A 21,387-nucleotide genomic window follows, 5' to 3' on the forward strand; every position below is an offset into this window, starting at 1 on the left:
CGCGTGCCGGCGGTATTGCGACTCGAGGGCTGATGACGCTGCCGTTTGTCGGCCCGCTGTGCCAGACTGGCCGCAACGCGGTATCCGTGTGGGGAGGGGAGGAAGCGATGACCGTCGACGTGAACTGGCCTGATCATCTGCTGACCCTGGAGGACTGGATCGCGCTGCCGGAGGACAGCAGCCGGAATTACGAGCTCGTCGAGGGGGTTCTGGTCGTGTCACCGAGGCCGGTCTTGCGTCATCAATTCGCGGTCTGGCAACTGGCGGCTCAAATTCACCCTCAATTACCGAAAGAGCTCGCCGCGGTGGCGGAGGCCGAGTTGGTAGTCGATTCGGCACAACCTCCCACAGTGCGTGTACCGGACGCCTTGGTCATCCGACGCAACGCGCTCACGGACGATCTCGCACGTGTGCATCCCGAGGATGTGAAGCTCGCCGTCGAGATCCTGTCGGCCGGTTCCCGGCGGACCGATCGTGTCACCAAGTTCTTCGAGTACGCCGAAGTCGGCATCGAACACTACTGGCTCATCGATCTCGATGCACCGATCAGCCTCAGCGCCTACCGACTGATCGACAGTGACTACGAACTCGTCACCGAGCGGTCGGGCTCGGTGACAGTCGACCTGGCCGGAACTCCGGTCACGATCGACCTTGCCGCCCTGTCCAGCGATTACGCGGGCGGATAGCGCCGCACCCGGTGATGCGCCCGGCCTATCCTGGAGGTCTGGCGCTCGGGGTGGAGGCTGGTATGGATCACGAGCGGATATTGCGCACGGTGCTCGGGGTGACCGCCGGGTATCTGATCCTGCTGGCGCTGTGGCTGGGATGGGTGGTGCATCGGACGCCGCCGGGGACCGTGCCCTATCAGATCGTGGCGCTGGTCGGGCTGTTCGGCTCGTGTGTCGGGATCGGGATGATGCTGGCCGCGCGGCCGTCCAAGGCGGATCGCCAGTTGTGGCGGCACGGCTTGGAGGGCTGGGCGACCGTGGAGGGCGTGCATCCCTTGGAACGCACCGATCATCACACCGAACTAACCGAGCTGGATCTCGAACTGACCGTGCCGGGCTCGGAAAGTTACCGGGGCACTGTCGTTTTCGATGCCACCCCGGCGGACAAACCGCGGCTCGCGGTCGGCGAGATCCTGTCCATCCGCGTCGACCCGGCGAACCGTGATCGCATCATTCTGGTGCTGTGATCACCGGTTCGACGTGTGCTTTCGGATCGGCGAGCAGATACTGCGCGGCCGTGTAGGTCGCCAGAATCACGCCTTCGGTCACCCGGCGGGCTCGCTGACCGCGTGCGAACAATCGCCGCAGCACGATGAGCCCATCGGAGATGGTGAACAGCAGTGCCCCGAGGCCGAGGCGACTGCGCGGGTCGGCGCCGGGAACATTCACGCCCGCAACGTTTTTCGCGGCGGGCGCGAGCGCAGGGTCGGATGCCAGCACGGCCGCGGCCCCCAGGGTGACCCCGTAGGCCGTCAGTGGTGTGGCCACCGAGGGCGCCTTCTTCCGCAGTAATCCGGCGGCGCCCAGCCACGCGGCCACCCGCGGCACGGCCACCCCGGCGGCGGGCCTGCCGCCCATCCGCCACCACAGGGTGGCGTATCCGGCCTGCATCACCGCGAACGACGACGCGCCCGCGATCAGCTTGCGGTCGTCATCCGGATCGATGAGCAGGATGTCGCCGATGGTCGCCGCTCCCAGCGACCCGATCAGCATGGTGCGCTCGGTGGACGGCAGTTCTCTGCCCTCGGTCACCACATCGGCCGCGAGCAGCGGCATCAACAGCGGCTTCGCGATCCACTGCGCCTTCTCGCGCCCGGTGACGGCGCCGTAGACGGTGACTGCCGCGGCGACGAGATACCCGGCTCGCAACGGGCGCACGACTAGAAGCTCGGGTCGGCCGGGGCGGGCGGCAACGTGACGACCTGGCCCGCGTAGCTGAGACCGGCGCCGAAACCGAGCAGCAACGCCGTCTGCCCGCCCTTCGCCTTGCCGGTGACCAGCATCTCCTCGATCGCGAGCGGAATGGACGCGGCCGAGGTATTGCCGGTGTTCTCGATGTCGTTGGCCATCGGGATCTCGTCGGCCAACCCCAGGTTCTTCTTCATCAGCTCGTTGATCCGGGCGTTGGCCTGATGCGGGACGAAGACCTCGATGTCCTCCTTGGCCACGCCGGAGATCTCGAGCGCGGTGGACAGCGCACGCGGCAGGGTGACCGCCGCCCAGCGGAAGACCCGCGGTCCCTCCATCCGCAGCGACATCCGGCCGACCGGATCGACGGCCGGGTCCATACCCTGCATGGACTGGGCGCGGTGCATGTACTCCAGGAAGTCGATGTCCTGCATGATCGCGGCCGCGTTCTCGCCGTCGCTGCCCCAGACCGTGGGCGAGATGCCGTTCTCGTCGCTCGGCCCGACCACTACCGCGCCCGCGCCGTCCCCGAAGATCATCGCGGTGCCGCGGTCGGTGGGGTCGAGCCCGACGGTCATCGTCTCGGCGCCGATGAGCAGCACGTACTCGGCGGAGCCGGACCGGATCATGTCGGCGGCCACACCGAGGCCGTAGCCGAAGCCGCCGCAGCCGGAGGTCAGGTCGAAGGCGGCGACGCCGTTCATCCCCATGTCGTAGGCCACCTGCGGCGCGCCGTGCGGAGTCAGGGTCAGCCAGCTGGAGGTGGCCAGGATCACGGCGCCGATCTTCGACCGATCGACGCCGCTGTTGACGATCGCACGCTCGCCCGCCGCCGCGGCGATCGACCGGAGCGTCTCCTCGCCGCTTATCCAGCGCCGGTTGCGGACACCGGTGCGCTCGTAGATCCACTCGTCGGTGGAGTCCAGGACTTCGCAGACCTCGGCGTTGCTGACCAGGCGCTTGGGTCGGTAAGCGCCGATTCCGAGCATCGCAACGTTTTCGCGACTCTTGTTGACTGCAATGCTCACCACTGGGGACTCACACGACCCTTCACCTTCGAAGACTTAGACCATCGTCCAGGCTATCCCAGGGCGAGATCCTTGAGGCCGAGGATCGACCGGTACTCCAGTCCTTCCGCGGCGATCACCTGGTCAGCGCCGGTTTCCCGGTCGACGACGGTGGCGACGCCGACCACGGTAGCGCCCGCCGCGCGCAGCGCCCGCACCGCGGTCAGCGGCGAATTGCCGGTCGTGGTGGTGTCCTCGACGACCAGCACCCGCTTGCCCACGATGTCCGGGCCCTCGATCTGCCGCTGCATGCCGTGCGACTTCGCCGCCTTGCGCACCACGAACGCATCGATCGGGCGACCGGGTGCGTGCATCACGGCCAGCGCCACCGGGTCCGCGCCCATGGTGAGGCCGCCGACGGCGTCGAAATCCCAGTCCGCGACGAGCTCGCGTAGCAGCTTGCCGATCAGCGGGCCCGCGCCGTGGTGCAGGGTCGCGCGGCGCAGGTCGACGTAGTAGTCGGCCTCCTTGCCGGAGGACAAGGTCACCCGGCCGTGCACCACGGCGAGTTCGCGTACCAGCGCGGCCAGCCTGTCCCTGTCGTTGGTAATCACGTCGATCATCTCAAGTCCTTCCGCGTGCGTTGAACAGCCCGCGATTGAGCCGGGCCCCCAGGGTTCGCGGGATCGCTCCGGCGAGGGTGGTGAGCGCTTTGTACTGCATCCCGGGCACGCTGAGCACCCGGCCCTTCTCCAGATCACGCAGTGAGCCGGCGACTACCTGCTCGACGCTCAGCCACAACGCTTTGGGCAGCGAGGACATCTCGATGCCTGCTCGCCGATGGAATTCCGTGCGGACGAATCCCGGGCACAGGGCTTGGACCCGGACTCCGGTCCCGGCCAATCCCCCTGCCAACCCTTCCGTGAAGGATACGACGTAGGCCTTGGACGCCGAATACGTCGACCCTCGTCCGGGGATCAGGCCCGCCACGCTGGCCACGTTGACGACGCAACCGTTCGCCGCCGCGATCATCGACGGCAGCGCGGCCCTGGTGAGCAGCACCACGGCGGTGACATTGACGTCCAGTTGCGCCTGCAACTGCTCGGGCGGCAGCGTCCAGAACTCGCTGGAGTGCGCGAAACCGGCATTGTTGACCAGGAATTCGACGCCCTCGGTCAGCCGCGCCGCGACCTGTTCGCGGTCCTCGGCCCTGGCCAGATCGGCGACGAGGATCTGCGAGCGGGTGCCGAAGCGGTGCTCCACCTCGGTCGCGAGGGCCGTGAGACGCCGCTCGTCCCGGGCGGCCAGCACCAGGTCGTAACCGAGCGAGGCCAGGCGGGTCGCGTAGCCGCGGCCGATACCCGAGGTCGGTCCGGTGATCAAGGCCACCGGACGGGTGGCGCCGGGCAGCCTGGGGTGTGGATGCTCGGTCATGTGGGCGCGTGGCCGGTCACTTCGGCACAGGTCCCTGGTAGGGCCGGAATCCGGGATGGAACGGTCCGCCGGGCGGGTCGGTGGGCCGCTGCCGCGACTCGGGATCGGCCCGGCCCTCGGCGTCGCGCTCCTCGCGCGGCCGCGCCTTCTCGTCCTCGCGCCCGCGGGCACGGGTATTCGGCACGACGGCGAGCGACGGGCGGCGCGCCGGTTCCTGCCCCGGCTCGTCCGCGGGCTCGTGGGCGTAGGAGTCGTCGTCGGGCAGCTCGTCGTCATCGGCCTCGGCGCGCGGCCGGTCGTCGGCGTCGTCCTCGCGCCTGCGTTCACGGGGGCGCGGACGGCCCGGATCGTGTCCGCCGCCGTCGAAGCGCGGCTCGCTGACCGGCGGCAGTACGTGCAGCAGGCCGGACAGGCGCAGCACCGCGTCGATCGCGCCTTCCCAGTCCTTCGGAGTGGTGCCCACCAGCAGCATGCCCAGCGTCCAGTTGCCCTCGCTCCAGAGCATCTGCACGGTGTCCGGCAGATTCTCGATGAAGGCGACCATGCGCTGATCGACAGCGTGCCTGGCGATTTCGGGATTGGTGGCGAAGACCACGCGGTCGCCGATCGCGCCGAGCAGCTCCAGATCGTGGTCCTTGGGCGGTGCGGCCGTCTTCAACCGCATGTCCACGTCGATGTCCGAGCCGATCTGGCGGCGCACCGCGACCAGCGTCGCGGAATCCTCCAGATCGAACAGCACGAACTTCTCGCCCTTACGGATGCCGGAGACCACGTCGACCGCGGAGAGATAGCCCAATTTGGCCAGGGCGCCGCGGCGCCACGTGGACGGCAGCGCGGGTTCCACGGACACGTAGGTATAGCCCTGCGACTTCGCCCAGACCTGTCGCGCGTGACCGGTCCGCTGCCGCTGGAGCCGATCGAAATACAGCAGCACGATCGCGCCCACGAGCGCGATCGCCGCCAACCCGAACCACATTGCCGTCATCGACGCCTAGCCTAATAGTCCCGGCCGGACATGGTCCGTCATTACCCCCGCGCCGGGCCGAGCGAAAGCGGAACGGGCGCCGATCCGCGGGTGAACGCGCGGCCCCGCGCACCGGAGGCGGCCGGCCCGGTTCATCGTCCGCCGCCGGGCAGCGAGGTACCGATGATGATCTTGGCCTGGATCGATCCGTCCGGGCCCTTGTCGCCCTGGATCATGACGAGCTCACCGGGGGCCAGATCGGATACCGCGGTGCCCGACAACGCGATCACCTGGGTGCTCGCGTCCGTGCGCACCGTGATGGTGTTTCCCATCACCGAACTGACCGTCAGGGTGCCCCCGTCGTTGGCGGTGATGGTGCCCACCGTCGCGCCGAGGCCGTCGACATCGCCGAGGCCGGGCACGCTGGGCAGCCCGCTCGGCGGGGTCGGCTGCGCGTTCCTGGTTCCCGGCGCCGGCTTCGTCGTGACGCGCGCCGTCGTGGCCGCCGCCGTGTCGGCCGAACCGGAATCGCTGCTGCCCAGCAGCACGCCCGCGACCACCCCGATGGCTCCGATCAGCAACACCACGCCGAGACCGAGGGCGATCCACAGGCCGGTGTTGCGCCGCGGCGGCTGCGGCGGCCCCGGCGGCGGTCCGCCACCGGGCGGCATCGCGCCACCGGGCGGCCCCGCCGTGCCCGGCCACCGATCGCCGCCGCTGTCCGGATAGGCGGCCCACTGGGCGTCGTAGGCGGGGAACTCGCGCGTCGCGTTGGTGCCCGGCGGCCCCCACGCTCCGTAATGCTCCGTCGGGGGATATTCCGACGGCGCGGCGGTGCCGTACGCATCGAGGTACTCCGTGGTGTGCGCGGGGTCCCCGTATCCGGACTTGCCCGGCGGACCCAGGTGTTCGGTCGGCGCATCCTCCGGCCGCTGTCCCCAGGGATCGTTCGGGTTGGTCATGCGTTCCAGCGTAGGCTTTGTTCGCGCACTCGCGACCGCACCCGCTGAACCGGTGCGCCCTCCGGAAGACCCACGCCGGAGCCCGATCCCTTGCACGCGAGGCGGCCGTCGATCTACTCCGGCCGGTGTCGCCACCCTGCCGAGACGATGAAACATGCTGTGCGCGAATCGAGTCGCGCAGTGGTCATCCAACGGGCCTCGCCCCGAGCGCTGCCCGGAGCGAGGCCGCTCGCTCACCGTCCCACGATCAGGCCGTCCCCGTCGGGGCTGACGCTCACCTTGACGCTGTCGCCGTCGGTGACCTCGCCCGCGAGCAGTTCCTTGGCCAGGGAGTCGCCGATGGCCTGCTGGATCAGCCTGCGCAGCGGACGCGCTCCGTAGGCGGGGTCGTAGCCGCGCACGGCGAGCCAGAACCGGGCCGAATCGCTGACCTCCAGCTTCAGCCTGCGCTGCGCCAGCCGTTTCTGCAGCTGGTCGAGCTGGATGTCGACGATGCGCTCGAGTTGCTCTTCGTCGAGCGCGTGGAACATCACGATGTCGTCGAGGCGGTTGAGGAACTCCGGCTTGAAGGCCGAACGCACCGCGTTCATGACGAACTCGCGATCACCGCCCGCACCCAGGTTCGAGGTCAGGATGAGGATGGTGTTGCGGAAGTCCACCGTGCGGCCTTGGCCGTCGGTGAGCCTGCCCTCGTCGAGTACTTGGAGCAGGATGTCGAACACGTCCGGGTGCGCCTTCTCGATCTCGTCGAACAGCACCACCGTGTAGGGCCTGCGCCGCACCGCCTCGGTGAGCTGACCGCCCTGGTCGTAACCGACGTAGCCGGGCGGGGCGCCGACCAGCCGGGCCACCGAGTGCTTCTCGCTGTACTCGCTCATGTCGATGCGGACCATGGCGCGCTCGTCGTCGAACAGGAAGTCCGCCAACGACTTCGCCAGCTCGGTCTTACCGACGCCGGTCGGGCCGATGAACATGAACGAGCCGGTCGGGCGGTTCGGATCGGCGACACCCGCGCGGGCCCTGCGCACCGCGTCGGACACCGCCTGCACCGCCTCGGTCTGACCGACCACGCGGCGGCCCAGCTCCTCCTCCATACGCAGCAGCTTCTGCGTCTCCCCTTCCAGCATCCGGCCCACCGGGATGCCGGTCCACGAGGACACCACCTCGGCGATGTCGTCCGGGCCGACCTCCTCCTTGAGCATGACCTCGCCGTCTCCGGCTGTGGCGGAGGTCTTCTCGGCTTCGTCGAGCTGCTTCTCCAGCGCCGGGATGCGGCCGTAGCGCAGTTCGGCCGCCTTGCCTAGGTCGCCGTCGCGCTCGGCGCGCTCGGATTCGCCGCGCAGCGCTTCGAGTTGCTCTTTGAGCGTGCGCACCTGGTCGATCGCGTTCTTCTCGTTCTGCCAGCGGGTGGTCAGCTGGTTGAGCTTCTCCCGGTCGTCGGCGAGTTCGGCGCGCAGTTTCTCCAGCCGCTGCTTGGATGCCTCGTCGGTCTCCTTGGCGAGCGCGACCTCTTCGATCTCCAGCCTGCGCACCGCGCGCTCCACCTCGTCGATCTCCACCGGGCGGGAGTCGATCTCCATGCGCAACCGCGAGGCCGACTCGTCGACCAGGTCGATCGCCTTGTCCGGCAGGAACCGGGAGGTGATGTAGCGGTCCGACAGCGTGGCGGCGGCGACCAGGGCGGAGTCGGTGATGCGCACGCCGTGGTGCACTTCGTAGCGATCCTTGATGCCGCGCAGGATGCCGATGGTGTCCTCCACCGACGGCTCCCCGACCAGCACCTGCTGGAAGCGCCGCTCCAGGGCCGCGTCCTTCTCGATGTGCTTGCGGTATTCGTCCAGCGTTGTCGCGCCGACCAGGCGCAACTCGCCGCGAGCCAGCATCGGCTTGATCATGTTCCCCGCGTCCATCGCCGATTCGCCGGTCGCGCCCGCGCCGACGATGGTGTGCAGCTCATCGATGAACGTGATGATCTGGCCCGCGCTGTTCTTGATGTCCTCCAGCACGGCCTTGAGCCGCTCCTCGAATTCGCCGCGGTACTTCGCGCCCGCGACCATCGCGCCGAGGTCGAGCGCCACCACGGACTTGCCGCGCAGCGACTCCGGGACATCGCCCGCCACGATGCGCTGGGCCAGGCCCTCGACGATCGCCGTCTTGCCGACGCCCGGCTCGCCGATCAGCACCGGGTTGTTCTTGGTGCGCCTGCTCAAGACCTGCACCACCCGGCGGATCTCGGTGTCCCGGCCGATCACCGGGTCGAGTTTGCCGGAGCGGGCGGCTTCGGTGAGATCGGTGGAGTACTTCTCCAGAGCTTGGTAGCTGCCTTCCGGATCAGGGCTGGTCACCCGGGCGCTGCCGCGGACCGCGGTGAACGCCGAACGCAGCGCGTCGGCGGTGGCGCCGTACTTGGTGAGCAGCATGGTCACGTCGGAGTCGCCCGCGGCGAGGCCGACCATCACGTGCTCGGTGGAGACGTACTCGTCACCGAGTTCGGTGGCCAGGCGCTGCGCCGCGGTGATCGCGGCGAGCGCCTCGCGGCCCAGCGGCGGTGTGGTGGTGGCGCCGGTCGCCCGCGGCAGCCGGTCCACCAGGTCCTGTGCCTCGCGTCGCACGGTCGCCGGATCCGTTCCGACGGCCTTCAGCAAGGGCGCGGCGATGCCGTCGGTCTGGTCCAGCAACGCCACCAGCAAGTGCGCCGGACGGATCTCCGGGTTGCCCGCGGCGGAGGCCGCCTGCAGGGCGGCGGTGAGCGCCGCCTGAGTCTTGGTGGTGGGATTGAACGAGTCCACGAGTCACCTTCCTACTAGTCGATTCGCACGACGCCGAGCACGATCCGGTGCGGCCGAAGCCCTCGCTTCGTCTCGCCGCTCGTCTACCGGCTCGCCGCCGTTCCTTACCGTCCAACGTCGGAAAGGTTGAGTCTGTTCCGCTCAAGTTTGAATTTTTTCGGCGCGCCCGCCCGGCACCGGGGATCGGATCGAACGCTACGCCCCGACACCGGCGAAAGCGACGCCTCGCCGACACCGCCGATGCGGTGATTCCGCACGTCGGCGGGGTTCGGATGCCTACGATGACCTCGGCCGTCACTTGTTGCATCACTCTTCACCCCGAATCAAGGAGCGAATGGATGCGCGCGATCGTGGTACGGAAGTTCGGAGCGACGCCGGAACTGGCCGAGATGCCGATGCCCGAACCCGGACCCGGAGCCGTGCGGGTCCAACTCCAGGCGGCCGGGGTGAACCCCTTCGACCGAAAAGTGGCCTCCGGGATTCTGGACGGCAGACTGCCCCATGACTTCCCGATGATCCTCGGGGTGGACGGGGCGGGCACCGTCGCCACGATCGGCGCGGGCGTCAGCCGCTTCGCCGTCGGGGACCGGGTGGTCGGCAAGTTCCTCACACCGCCGGTGGGCCACGGCAGCTTCGCCGAGTACGCGGTGCTCCCGGAGGGCGGCACGCTGGTGCCGATCCCGCCCGGCGTGCCGACCGTCGCGGCCGCCGCGCTGCCGACCGCCGGAGTCACCGCGCAGGATCTCGTGGACGCCACGCACATCAAGCCCGGCCAGACCGTGTTGATCGTTGGCGCGACCGGCGGCGTCGGCTCCTTCCTGGTGCAACTGGCCAATATCGCGGGCGCGCACGTCATCGCGACGGCGCGCGGCGGTTCCGCCGATCAAATGACCCGGCTGGGCGCGGCCGAGACGGTGGACTACACCGCGGCGCCGGTGCGCGACCAGGTCGCCGCCGCGCATCCGGACGGCATCGACGTGCTGTTCGACCTGGTGAGCCCGCCCGAGGCGCTCGCAGAACTGACCACGCTGGTCCGCGACGGCGGCACGGTCTACTCCACCACCTTCGCCGCCGACGAGGACGCGTTGCGGGCGCGGTCGATCAAGGGCGGCAACATCGAATCCCAGGGCAAAGCGCCGGAACTGGCCAGGCTGATCCAGCGCGTCGCCGCGGGTGACGTGGTCGTGCCGATCGACGCCACCGTCCCGCTCGCGGAGGGCCCCGCGGTCATCGGAGCGCCCGGCGCGCGCGGAAAGACCGTGCTGGCCATCTGAGCCGTACCGGCCCGCTGAGCCGGCCTCCCGCGAGACCCCCCGGAGGTGTGCGCTGAACACCCGAGTGCCCCGATTCGGCCTGTTCCTGATCCCGGAGGCCGAGGACTTTCGCAGGCTCGCCGAGCTGAGCGTGTACGCCGACGTATCCGGGCTCGACCTGATCGGCATCCAGGACCACCCCTACCAGCGCCGTTTCCTGGACACCTGGACCCTGATCACCGCTCTGGTCGCGCGGACCGAGCGGATCACCTTCTTCCCGGACGTAGCGAACCTGCCGCTGCGCCACCCCGCGCTGCTCGCGAAATCGGTGGCCTCGCTCGACATCATCAGCGACGGCCGCATCCAGCTCGGCCTCGGCGCGGGCGCGTTCTGGGACGCTGTGGCCGGGATGGGCGGACCGCGCAGAACCGGTGGCGAAGCGGTGCGCGCCCTCGGCGAGGCGATCGCGGTCATCCGCGCCTTGTGGAGCGACGCGCGATCGGTCCGGGTGCCCGGATCCTTCTACTCCCTCGCGGGCGCGCATCCCGGTCCCCGTCCGCGGCACGATCCCGGCATCTGGCTCGGCGCGCGGGGCCCGCGCATGCTCGAGCTCACCGGGCGCGCCGCCGACGGCTGGGTGCCGTCGGCCGCGTGGGCGCCGCCGGAGTTCCTCGCCGACGCTGGCAGGCGGATCGATGACGCCGCCGCCGCGGCGGACCGGGACCCGCTGGCGGTGCGGCGGGTGTTGAACGTGTCCGGGACCATCACCGCGGACGGAACCGACCGCGGCTTCCTGGAGGGTCCGGCCGCGCGGTGGGTCGACGATCTCCTGGTTCTGCACCGTGACCAGCGGATCGACGGATTCGTCTTCTGGCCGACCGAGGGGGAACCGGTCGAGCAGATCCGCCGTTATACCGAGCAGGTCGTGCCCGCGGTTCGGGCCGGCGCCGGGTCGTGACCGGCGTCTGCTCGGCGGGGACGGGCCGCGAAGCCGCGGCGCCGTTCGTCCGTGGCTCCGGTTACCGAAGGGTCAGCAACGTCCGCCGTTTGCCCACCGATTACCGTTTGGCCGGGTCCTACGGCACCGACGGTCCCGGCCGGAGGTAGTTCGTCTCCAGCCCGTGCCCGGCCGGAGCGAAGGCGAAGGTATGCCTATACCCACACGACCACGGCATTTTCGGGGATACTTGTCGGCGGGAGACCGCCGGTAACGGGTATGTCCCCGGGCAGAACTGAGGGAAAGGAAGCTCCACGTCGTGGATGCGCGTTCGGCTGCGCTGGTCCGCGCCAATTTTCGTTCGGTGATCGAGTCACCGAATGGACCCGAGCGGTTGGTCAGTGCGTTCTACGGACATTTGTTCGCCGAGAATCCCCGGCTGCGCGAATTGTTCCCGCCCGCCATGGAGATGCAGGCCAAGCGCATCGCCACGGCCATCCAGTACGTGCTCGATCACCTGGAGGACTGGGACCGGGCACAGAAATTCCTGGAGCAACTCGCCCGCGACCATCGCAAGTACGGCGTCGAGGCCGCGCACTACGACGTGGCGGGCCGTGCGCTGCTCGCGGCGTTCCGTGCCTACAACGGCGCGGCCTGGAACCGGGGCCTGGAGGAGGGCTGGCGCGACATCACCATCCTGATCTCCGCGTCCATGGCCATCGGCGCCAACTCCGACAAGTCGCAGCCGGTGTGGGAGGCGACCGTGGTGGGCCATCGCCGCGTGCTGGAGGACCTGGCCATCGTGCGGCTGCAATCGGACGGGCCGGTGCCCTACCAGGCCGGACAGTACGTGCCGGTCACGATTCCGCAGCGGCCCAAGATGTGGCGCTATTTCTCCCCGGCCATCCCGTCCAACCCATACGGCGAGATCGAGTTCCACGTGCGCAAGATCCGCGGCGGCTGGGTGAGCCCCGCGATCGTCAACGAGACCAGGGTCGGCGACCGCTGGCGGATAGCGGGCCCGCTGGGCGGACTGCACGTCGACCGGGACAGCGGCCGCGACGTGCTCATGATCGGCGCGGGCACCGGCATCGCGCCGCTGCGCGCCCAGCTGATCGAGATGGGCCAGCGCGGCATCAATCCGCGCGTGCACTTCTTCATCGGGGGCCGCTATCCCTGCGATCTGTACGACGTGGAGAACATGTGGCAGCTCTCGCAGAGCAACCCGTGGCTGACCATCGTGCCGGTGTGCGAGCAGAAGACCAATCCGTGGTGGTACCCCCATCCGCCGCAGGACGCACCGTACGGCATGCACCGGCGCCTGATCGGTAATCTGGGCGCCGTCGTCGCGAGCTTCGGCGCGTGGGAGGACCGCCAGATCCAGATCGCCGGATCGGCCCGGATGATCGCGGATACTCAGCGCGCGCTCATCGCGGTCGGCACGCCGGAGCAGAACATCAGCTGCGACCCTGTGTAACGAAGGAGGCCCCGTTGGGGGATCCGAGCATGCTCGGTAACGGTCATGAAGCGCCGGAGTGGACCTCGACCGTGGTCGGCCATCATCGGCTCCGGCACGATCTCGCGGTGATCCGCCTGATCGGCGAGTTCGTGCCGTTCGCCGCCGGGCAATCGGTCGAGGTGCGAGTCCCGCAGCATCCCGGCGTGCGCCGCAGGTTCTCCCCCGCGCTACCGCCCTCCCTGGACGGCAAGCTGGAGTTCCACGTGCGCACGGTGCCGGGCGGCTGGTGCAGCGGCGCCATCGTCGCCGACACGCAGCCGGGCGACGAGTGGCGAATCGGCGCTCCGGCGGGCGGGTTCTGGGTCGACCCGGACGGCGACGAGGTGGTCATGATCGCCGGCGGCACGGGATTGGCGCCGATGCGCGCCCAGATCCTGGAACTGGCGCGCAAGCCTTCTCCACCACCGACCTACCTCTTCGTCGGCGGGCGCTCCCCCCGCGACCTGTACGCCTCGGACATGCTCTTCCTGCTGGCCGCCGAATTGCCCTGGCTCACCGTCATCCCCGTGGTGGAAAGCCTGGCGGACCCGCACTGGGTCGACGAATGGTACGAGCAGTCCCGGGTCGACATCGGCTTCTCACCCGACGACCTGCTCTACGGCACACTCGCCGAAGTCCTCGGCTCCCACGGCGCCTTCCGCGAGCACCAAGTGCTGGTCTGCGGCTCCCCCGCCATGGTCCAGACCACGGTCGACCGCCTCCTGGAAACCGGAACACCCCCGGAGCGAATCCAATTCGAGGGCCTGTGACCTTTACCGCCGACCATCCCAAACAGCACCGCGCACGGCGGGAGAAGGTCTATCGCAACGACATCGGGCCAACCATGTCTTTCTCGATCCGCACAAGGGCCGAGCCCCCAGCGCCGCAGAGGTAGAACCCGACACAGCGTTCGCACCGAGAGGCACCAGCACCGATCTCACGCCCTGCCAGGCCATTGCCCTAGGTCGCGCGCTCATCCACCACACGCGACCCCACCAGCTCAACCCCCGGTTTCGAGCGAAGCGAGACCGAGCATGCGCCGTTCGCGGCCCGGCTCGCGTCCGAGTGGCCGCCGCGTCCGCGACAAAGGAGCAAGCGGCGGTCGCTCGGACGCGAGCCGTGAAGGGGCGCGAACACCCAGCGCCCCAGGCGCTGGAAAAACAAACACAGCCCGGCTCGCGTCCGAGTGGCCGTCGCGTAGGCGACGGCAGGCGCTGGAAAATCAACTCAGTACAGCGGATCGTGGCGGATGTTTTTCGCCAGGGTTCCCGCTGCCATGAGGCGGAACTTGGTGGTCTGCACCATCGACGGTGAACCGACGATCTGAACATCGCGGTCGGACCAGGCGCCGAAGCTCGCGACGACCTTGCCGATCTGACCGGTCACGCGTGGTTCCAGGCCGGGCCAAGTGGTGCGCGGCTCTTCGGGTTCCGCGTACCACCAAGGGTTTTCGTCGTGTTCGCTCACCGGCGTGACGGTGAGCCAGCGGTTGGCCATCGCCAGCTTGCTCAACGTCTCCAGGTCGTAGAGGTCGCACGGGTGGTGCCCGCCGACGAACAGATGCACCTTCGGATTGGTCCGCCGCATCGCCATCGACATCAGCTGGGCGCGCAGCGGCGCGATTCCGGTGCCGCAGCCGACCATCAGCATCTTGCGTTTGGTGTTGCGCGGAACGCCGAGGCCGCCGAGCGGCGAGCCCAGCAGCCACTGGTCGCCGACGACGGTCTGGCCGACGATGGCCGAGCTGACCCAGCCGCCCAGCACACTGCGGACGTGGAACTCGATCTCACCGTTGGTGTTCGCGGGCACGGCGGGCGAGAGATAGCGCCACATGCGCGGCCGCGAGGGGATCTGCACGCTCAGGTACTGACCCGCGGCGTAGCGCATCGGCTGGTCCAGTTGCAGCCGGACGACGACGAGGTTGCGCAGCACCTCGCGGCGCTCGATCACCGTGCCGGTCCACGCCGACGGTGTGGTCTCCTTCTCCGCCGCGCCGATCATGGTGTCGGCGATGATCTTCAGGCCCTCGTCCCAGGCCCGGTCGACCTCGTCGGTCCACATCTCGGTCCCCGCGAACACCTTGACGGCGGTCTTCAGCGCGGTGGACACGGCGGCGTAGTGCGCGGGCTGCACGCCGTATTTGCGGTGATCCCTACCGAGTTGAGCCAGGAAGGGCAGTAGCTTGTCGGGCTCTTCCAACCGGTCCAGCGCGTAGGAGATCGCCTTGACCAGGCGATCGCGCTGGGAGTCCATCGCGGCGGGAAAGAAATCGCGGACGTGCGGGTAGTCGGTGAACAAGATCGCGTAGAACGATCTCGCCAGTTTCTCCGGCCCCCCATCCTCCGCAGCAACCGCCTTGAAAGTTGTTCTGATCAAAGCGACAGCGCGTGAATCCATTGATGTCACAACCCCATTTCGCACTCGTTCACGAACCTTGCCGGCGAGTGAGGTGCTGCGGGCCACTCGACAGCAGCCGACGGAAAGGAGTGTAGGCGAGGTTTGCCAGCAACGGAATCATTCGAAGGAACATCACGCGTGTAATTTCGTCGAAACGAGGATATTCAGCGAGACACGCCAGAGAAACCGACTGCAAGACCGTAGATCTGACGCGAAATCGGTCATATGCACACCGAAAAGGTAAGGGGCACTTCGTCAATTTCGTCCCGATTGGTCTGTTCTAGCGACATCGGGGCAACATGAAGGCCCTCGGACTAGGACCGAACCGGGCAAACAGCACCGGCTCCGTAAACATAGCTACGGTAGAAATGCCCAGTTGATTCGACAACGAAATGAACTCCGCCGCACGACTTCCGTCGAACATGTTCTGGTTTACTCTCAGCAAATTACCGGTGGTAGCGGCGGTGAAACCACGACGGCCCCGGCCTCTGATCGCGATGTGCGATCGAGGCCGGGGCCGTCGTGGTGCCGGTTATCGTCTGCGCTGACCGTCCTCGCGACGGTGCCGTGGCTGCCAGACCACCAGCGCGGTACTGCGTTGCGGGGCGAGGTCGGGACGGTATCCGGCCCGGGTTCGCTCCAGCTCGGCCGACAGTTCCGCGACCTGCTGCCGCAGCTCCTCCACCTGATTGGTCAGCTCGATGATGCGCTTGATGCCCGCGAGGTTGACGCCCTCGTCCTGGGACAACCGCTGCACCTCGCGCAGCAGCTCCACGTCCCGGGCCGAGTAGCGCCGACCGCCGCCCGAAGTACGTTGCGGCGTGACCAGTCCCAGACGGTCATACGTGCGCAGTGTCTGCGCGTGCATGCCGGCCAGCTGGGCCGCCACCGAGATCATGAAGAACTCGGCCCGCGACCCGCCGGACGCGTTCTTCGGTTCCGAGGACATCACGCACCTGCCCATCCCGCACGTGGATCGAAGCCACTGGCCCGCTCCGCCTCCTGGTAGCGCTCGAGCGCCTCGACGGCCTCGCGGTCCAGTTTCTGCGGGACCGCGACCTTCACCGTCACCAGCAGGTCACCCGCGCCGCCGCCGCGCTTGGGCACACCGCGGCCGCGTACCCGCAGGGTGCGGCCGTCGGCGGTACCCGGAGGCACCTTGACGCCGACCCGGCCGTCCAGGGTCGGCACCGAAACCGTAGTGCCGAGCACCAATTCACTGTAACTGACCGGAAGCACCAGGGTCAGGTCGTCGCCGTTGCGGCCGAAGACCTTGTCCTGGCTGACGTGGACGGTGACGTAGAGGTCGCCCGAGGGCGCCCCGCGCAGTCCCGCCTCACCTTGACCGGCCAGCCGGATCCGTTGCCCGTCACCGACTCCAGGGGGAATCCGCACCGTGATCGTGCGCGTGCGGTTCTGGATGCCGCTGCCGTGGCAGTCGACGCACGGATCGTCGATGATCGATCCGCTGCCCCGGCACTCGTCACACGGCTCGCTGAAGCCGAACGCGCCCTGGTTGCGGCTGACGATGCCGGTTCCGTTGCAGATCGGGCAGACCCGCGGGCTCGTGCCCGGTTTCGCGCCGCTGCCGTGACACGTGGTGCACGGCGACGGGCTGGTCATCCGCAGTGGAACCGTGACGCCCTGGGCCGCCTCCCGGAAACCGAGCGTCGTCTCGGTCTCCACGTCGGAGCCGCGCCGGGGGCGGCTCGATGACGTCCGCGTGCCGCCGCCTCGGTTGAACAGACCGCCGAGCAGGTCACCGAGGCCACCGTCGCCGGCGCCGCCGCCGCCGAAGATGTCCCCGATGTTGAACTCCTGCGAGAAGCCGCCCCCCGCAGCGGATCCGAACCCACCGCGACCGTAGCCGCCACCCGCGAAGAGCTTGCGAGTGTCGTCGTACTCCTTGCGCTTGGCCGGATCCGACAGCACCGCGTGCGCCTCGCTGACGGCCTTGAACCGCTCCTCGGCTTTGTTGTCACCGGGGTTGGCGTCCGGATGCAAATCACGCGCGAGCTTGCGATAGGCCTTCTTGATCTCGTCCTGCGAGGCGCTGGAGGAAACACCCAGCTCCTTGTAGAAGTCCTTTTCGATCCACTCCCGTTGGCTCACCGAGCATCTCCTCCTCTCGCATCATTGGTCGTTCGCGCCGGCATCATCATCCGATGCCTCTTCGGTCGGCTGTTCGGCGTTTTCCGTCAGATCGGCCACGCCGTCGGTTACCCCGACGAGTGCGTGCCGAAGCACCCTATCGCCGAAGCGATAGCCTTTGCGCATCACAATGCCGATCACCGGATCGTGGCCGGAGCCCTCGTGCTGCACGGCCTCGTGCAAGGTCGGATCGAAGGGCTCACCCTCCGAACCGAACTCCTCGAGACCCTGCTTGTGCAGCGCGGTCGACAGCTTGTCGGCCACCGACTTCAGCGGACCGGAATCGAGGTCGCCGTGCGCCCGCGCGCGATCGAGATCGTCGAGTACGCCGAGCAGTTCGGTCACCACCGACGCCTTGGCGGAATCGATCGTGGCCTTGCGGTCGCGCTCGACCCGGCGCCGGTAGTTGGCGTACTCCGCGGTCAGCCGCTGCAGGTCGGCGGTGCGCTCGGCGAGCTCACCGCTGATGGCGTCGGCCAGGGCGTCGCCGCCGTTGCCGTTCTCCACACCGTTGCCCGACTCCGGGGCCTGCGCGGCCGCGGCGCCGTTGTCCGCGGCCGGCTGCCTGATCTCACCGGTCTCCGGATCGATCTTCCGGTTGTCGACGAAGGTGATCGGCTCCTTCTCAGAGTTGCCCTCGGTCACTTCTTCTCCGTGTCGACCGGCTCGTCCACGACCTCGGCATCCACGACCTGGTCATCGTCCTGCGCGTTGCTCGACGCGCCGTTGCCCTGCGCCGCGGCGTCCGCGGCGGAGGCCTCGTAGATGGCCTGGCCGAGGGCCTGCGACTCGGTCGCCAGCTTCTCGACGGCCGCCTTGACCGCCGCGATGTCGGTGCCCTTGAGGGCCTCGTTCGCCTCGGCGATGGCCGCCTCGACCTTGGACTTGACGTCCGCGGGGACCTTGTCCTCGTTCTCCTTGATGAACTTCTCGGTCTGGTGCACCAGCGACTCGGCCTGGTTGCGGGTCTCGGCCTCCTCGCGGCGGGCCTTGTCCTCGGCGGCGTGCGCCTCGGCGTCCTTGACCATCCGGTCGATCTCCTCCTTGGACAAGCCGGAGCCGTCCTGGATCTTGATCGTGTTCTCCTTGCCGGTGCCCTTGTCCTTCGCGGTGACGTGCACGATGCCGTTGGCGTCGATGTCGAAGGTGACCTCGATCTGCGGCACGCCGCGCGGGGCGGGCGGGATGCCGGTCAGCTCGAAGGAGCCGAGCAGCTTGTTGTGCGAGGCGATCTCGCGCTCACCCTGGAACACCTGGATCTGCACCGACGGCTGGTTGTCGTCGGCGGTGGTGAAGGTCTCCGAGCGCTTGGTGGGGATGGTGGTGTTGCGCTCGATGAGCTTCGTCATCACGCCGCCCTTGGTCTCGATGCCCAGCGACAGCGGGGTCACATCGAGCAGCAGGACGTCCTTGACCTCACCCTTGAGCACACCGGCCTGCAGGGCGGCGCCGACGGCGACGACCTCGTCCGGGTTCACGCCCTTGTTGGGCTCCTTGCCGCCGGTCAGTTCCTTGACCAGATCGGAGACGGCGGGCATACGGGTGGAGCCGCCGACGAGCACCACGTGGTCGATGTCGGACACCTTGATGCCCGCGTCCTTGATTACGGACTGGAACGGCGCGCGGGTGCGGTCGAGCAGGTCCGAGGTGATCTTCTGGAACTCGGCGCGGGTCAGCTGCTCGTCGAGGAACAGCGGGTTCTTGTCCGCGTCGACGGTGATGTAGGGCAGGTTGATCGAGGTGCTCTGCGAGGAGCTGAGTTCGATCTTGGCCTTCTCGGCGGCCTCACGCAGCCGCTGCATGGCCATCTTGTCCTTGGTCAGGTCGATGCCCGAGCTGGCCTTGAACTTGTCGACCAGCCACTGCACGACCCGCTCGTCCCAGTCGTCACCACCGAGGTGGTTGTCGCCGGAGGTGGCGCGGACCTCGACGACGCCCTCGCCGATTTCCAGCAGCGAGACGTCGAAGGTGCCGCCACCGAGGTCGAAGACCAGGATGGTCTGCTCCTTGTCGCCCTTGTCCAGGCCGTAGGCCAGCGCCGCCGCGGTGGGCTCGTTGACGATGCGCAGGACGTTCAGGCCCGCGATCTGGCCTGCTTCCTTCGTGGCCTGCCGCTGGGCATCCTCGAAGTAGGCGGGCACGGTGATGACCGCGTCGGTGATCTCCTCACCGAGGTAGGACTCCGCGTCGCGCTTCAGCTTCATCAGCGTGCGCGCGCTGATCTCCTGCGGCGTGTACTTCTTGCCATCGATCTCGACGGTCCAGTCGGTGCCGATGTGCCGCTTGACGGAGCGAATGGTGCGGTCGACGTTGGTGACGGCCTGGTTCTTGGCCGGCTGGCCGACCAGCACCTCGCCGTTCTTCGCGAACGCGACGATCGACGGGGTGGTGCGCGATCCTTCCGAGTTGGCCACGACGACCGGTTCGCCGCCTTCGAGAACGGCGACGACCGAGTTCGTGGTCCCGAGGTCGATTCCGACCGCACGAGCCATTGTGGTTCCTCCTAGTTGACGTACCAATGTGTGTCGGTGCCGGGCGAAAACCGCCCTGCGACGTCCGATGAAGGACGCCGCGAGACCTCGCCCCTAGCACCTCACGGAGCACGGCCCCAGCAACACTGAGCGTGGTCGGCTCAATCCTGCCTCGCCGGAGTTCCGGAGTCAACCGAAACTTGAGCCATACACACTCAATCTTGTCGAAAAGCTCAACGGGCGGCTCGCGCGATTAATTCCCGGACGACCACCGGAGCGCGTGATCCGCGTCACGTAATTGCCGCCGGGGCATTCGCTGTCTTCAGCCCGCGAGGCCCTACCACCGCCGTACACCGAGCACAGTCACGGCGGCGCCCTCGCGCAGTAGGGTGACGGCGGGTGGCCGGGTCGGCCGCCGTGCGCCGTCGATCCGAGGAGCCGCCATGAGGGCCGCCGTCGTCACCGCCGCCGAGTTCGAGGTCGCGGAGCTGCCCACGCCCCGGCCGGGCGCCGGTCAACTGCTGATCGACGTGTCGCGCTGCGGTATCTGCGGCTCGGACCTGCATGCCCGCACCCACGCCGACGAACTGTCCGACTTGGCCGTGGCCACGGGATACGAGCACTTCATGCGTTCGGATCAGAGCGTGGTGCTCGGGCACGAATTCAGCGGGACAGTTGTCGATTACGGCCCGGACTGCCGCAGGAGATGGCGGACGGGGACACCGGTGGTGGCGCTTCCGATCGTCCGGCACGGCGAGCAGCCCCACCTGGTAGGGCTGTCGACCGCGGCGCCGGGCGGCTACGCCGAGCAGGTGGTGGTGCAGGAATCGATGACGATGCCGGTGCCCAACGGCTTGTCCGCGGAACACGCCGCGCTGACCGAACCCATGGCGGTGGCCTGGCACGCGGTACGCCGAGGCCGCGTCGGGAAGGGGCAGACGGCCTTCGTCATCGGCTGCGGGCCGATCGGCCTCGCGGTGATCAGCATGCTGAAGGCCGCGGGGGTGCGCACCGTGGTCGCCAGCGACTTCTCGCCACGCCGGCGGGAACTCGCCACCGCCTGCGGCGCCGATGTGGTGGTGGACCCGGCGACGGAATCGCCCTGGACGGCCGCTCCGAAGAAGGGCCGGATCAACGGCGTCACCGACATACTCGCTCTCGGCTTCGACGCCATGGACCGCTTGCGGCGGGTCCCCAACCTGCCGTGGTGGTACGTGTTCCGGCTGGCCCACACGTTGAACAAGGGGCCGAGCGGGCCGGTGATCTTCGAGTGCGTCGGCGTGCCCGGCATCATCGACCAGATCCTGGCGGCCGCACCGCCGCTGTCACGCGTGGTGGTGGTCGGGGTGTGCATGGAGACCGACCGCTTCCATCCCGCGATGGCCATCAACAAGGAGATCGAGCTGCGCTTCGTGCTCGGCTACGACCCCGGCGAGTTCCGCGACACCTTGCACATGCTCGCCGAGGGCGAGGTCGACCCCAGCCCGCTGATCACCGGGACCGTCGGGCTGGACGGCGTGGCCGATGCCTTCACCGCCCTCGGCAACCCGGAGCGGCACGCGAAGATCCTGATAGATCCGCGCGCTTCCGGCGCCGCCCTGATCTGAG

Annotated in this window: 19 protein-coding genes; 7 read left to right on the forward strand and 12 right to left on the reverse strand. The window is 68.5% G+C overall.

Annotation, left to right across the window (positions count from 1 at the left end; genetic code table 11):
• Positions 1-107: 107 nt before the first annotated feature.
• Positions 108-686: a Uma2 family endonuclease gene (locus ABZ420_RS16215; RefSeq protein WP_357122778.1), complete on the forward strand. Its 579-nt coding sequence runs from the start codon at positions 108-110 to the stop codon at positions 684-686.
• Between the two features lie 62 nt (positions 687-748).
• On the forward strand, positions 749-1,195 hold the full coding sequence (locus tag ABZ420_RS16220) for a hypothetical protein (RefSeq protein WP_063016425.1): 447 nt from the start codon (positions 749-751) through the stop codon (positions 1,193-1,195).
• On the opposite strand, the gene ABZ420_RS16225 is transcribed toward ABZ420_RS16220, so the two are convergent.
• From ABZ420_RS16225 to clpB, 7 genes are all read right to left on the reverse strand, one after another.
• Entirely contained in the window at positions 1,179-1,886 is a 708-nt protein-coding gene (locus ABZ420_RS16225; protein WP_357122781.1) for a lysoplasmalogenase, read from the reverse strand. The two genes, ABZ420_RS16220 and ABZ420_RS16225, sit on opposite strands and share 17 nt — an antisense overlap.
• Before the next feature lie 2 nt (positions 1,887-1,888).
• Positions 1,889-2,947 (reverse strand): beta-ketoacyl-ACP synthase 3, encoded by a 1,059-nt coding sequence (locus tag ABZ420_RS16230; protein WP_357122784.1) that lies wholly within the window; start codon positions 2,945-2,947, stop codon positions 1,889-1,891.
• A gap of 50 nt (positions 2,948-2,997) precedes the next feature.
• A complete protein-coding gene (gene pyrE / locus ABZ420_RS16235; protein WP_040870748.1) occupies positions 2,998-3,546 on the reverse strand; it encodes an orotate phosphoribosyltransferase in 549 nt (182 codons plus the stop codon).
• 1 nt (position 3,547) lies between these two features.
• On the reverse strand, positions 3,548-4,357 hold the full coding sequence (locus tag ABZ420_RS16240) for an SDR family NAD(P)-dependent oxidoreductase (RefSeq protein ID WP_357122787.1): 810 nt from the start codon (positions 4,355-4,357) through the stop codon (positions 3,548-3,550).
• Between the two features lie 16 nt (positions 4,358-4,373).
• Positions 4,374-5,333 (reverse strand): hypothetical protein, encoded by a 960-nt coding sequence (locus ABZ420_RS16245; RefSeq protein WP_357122905.1) that lies wholly within the window; start codon positions 5,331-5,333, stop codon positions 4,374-4,376.
• 140 nt (positions 5,334-5,473) lie between these two features.
• The gene (locus ABZ420_RS16250; RefSeq protein ID WP_357122790.1) at positions 5,474-6,283 is read right to left on the reverse strand and encodes a DUF5666 domain-containing protein; all 810 of its coding nucleotides are present in this window, start codon (positions 6,281-6,283) and stop codon (positions 5,474-5,476) included.
• 233 nt (positions 6,284-6,516) lie between these two features.
• Positions 6,517-9,072: an ATP-dependent chaperone ClpB gene (gene clpB, locus ABZ420_RS16255; protein ID WP_357122793.1), complete on the reverse strand. Its 2,556-nt coding sequence runs from the start codon at positions 9,070-9,072 to the stop codon at positions 6,517-6,519.
• Between the two features lie 338 nt (positions 9,073-9,410).
• Between clpB and ABZ420_RS16260 the strand changes: the two genes are divergently transcribed.
• From ABZ420_RS16260 to ABZ420_RS16275, 4 genes are all read left to right on the forward strand, one after another.
• On the forward strand, positions 9,411-10,346 hold the full coding sequence (locus tag ABZ420_RS16260; protein ID WP_357122797.1) for an NADP-dependent oxidoreductase: 936 nt from the start codon (positions 9,411-9,413) through the stop codon (positions 10,344-10,346).
• Between the two features lie 64 nt (positions 10,347-10,410).
• Complete coding sequence (locus ABZ420_RS16265) at positions 10,411-11,283, forward strand: LLM class flavin-dependent oxidoreductase (RefSeq protein WP_357122799.1); 873 nt, start codon at positions 10,411-10,413, stop codon at positions 11,281-11,283.
• A gap of 298 nt (positions 11,284-11,581) precedes the next feature.
• Positions 11,582-12,739 (forward strand): FAD-binding oxidoreductase, encoded by a 1,158-nt coding sequence (locus ABZ420_RS16270; protein WP_357122802.1) that lies wholly within the window; start codon positions 11,582-11,584, stop codon positions 12,737-12,739.
• A 29-nt stretch (positions 12,740-12,768) separates the two neighbouring features.
• A complete protein-coding gene (locus tag ABZ420_RS16275) occupies positions 12,769-13,530 on the forward strand; it encodes an FAD-binding oxidoreductase (RefSeq protein WP_357122908.1) in 762 nt (253 codons plus the stop codon).
• Positions 13,531-13,987: 457 nt separating this feature from the next.
• Here ABZ420_RS16275 and ABZ420_RS16280 read toward each other — a convergent pair whose 3' ends face one another.
• From ABZ420_RS16280 to dnaK, 5 genes are all read right to left on the reverse strand, one after another.
• Entirely contained in the window at positions 13,988-15,157 is a 1,170-nt protein-coding gene (locus ABZ420_RS16280; protein WP_062977586.1) for a globin domain-containing protein, read from the reverse strand.
• A 532-nt stretch (positions 15,158-15,689) separates the two neighbouring features.
• Entirely contained in the window at positions 15,690-16,106 is a 417-nt protein-coding gene (locus ABZ420_RS16285) for a helix-turn-helix transcriptional regulator (RefSeq protein WP_040870761.1), read from the reverse strand.
• Positions 16,106-17,269 carry a molecular chaperone DnaJ gene (gene dnaJ, locus ABZ420_RS16290; RefSeq protein WP_357122806.1) on the reverse strand — a complete coding sequence of 388 codons (1,164 nt, stop codon included), beginning with the start codon at positions 17,267-17,269 and terminating at the stop codon, positions 16,106-16,108. The genes ABZ420_RS16285 and dnaJ overlap by 1 nt, the downstream gene beginning before the upstream one ends.
• A 21-nt stretch (positions 17,270-17,290) precedes the next feature.
• Positions 17,291-17,953 (reverse strand): nucleotide exchange factor GrpE, encoded by a 663-nt coding sequence (gene grpE / locus ABZ420_RS16295; RefSeq protein WP_357122809.1) that lies wholly within the window; start codon positions 17,951-17,953, stop codon positions 17,291-17,293.
• Complete coding sequence (gene dnaK, locus ABZ420_RS16300) at positions 17,950-19,800, reverse strand: molecular chaperone DnaK (RefSeq protein ID WP_357122812.1); 1,851 nt, start codon at positions 19,798-19,800, stop codon at positions 17,950-17,952. Before dnaK ends, grpE begins: the two co-directional genes overlap by 4 nt.
• A gap of 422 nt (positions 19,801-20,222) precedes the next feature.
• Between dnaK and ABZ420_RS16305 the strand changes: the two genes are divergently transcribed.
• The gene (locus tag ABZ420_RS16305; RefSeq protein WP_357122815.1) at positions 20,223-21,386 is read left to right on the forward strand and encodes a zinc-binding dehydrogenase; all 1,164 of its coding nucleotides are present in this window, start codon (positions 20,223-20,225) and stop codon (positions 21,384-21,386) included.
• Position 21,387: the final 1 nt, after the last annotated feature.

The sequence above is a fragment of the Nocardia sp. NPDC005745 genome, assembly GCF_040630775.1.
GTDB lineage: Bacteria > Actinomycetota > Actinomycetes > Mycobacteriales > Mycobacteriaceae > Nocardia.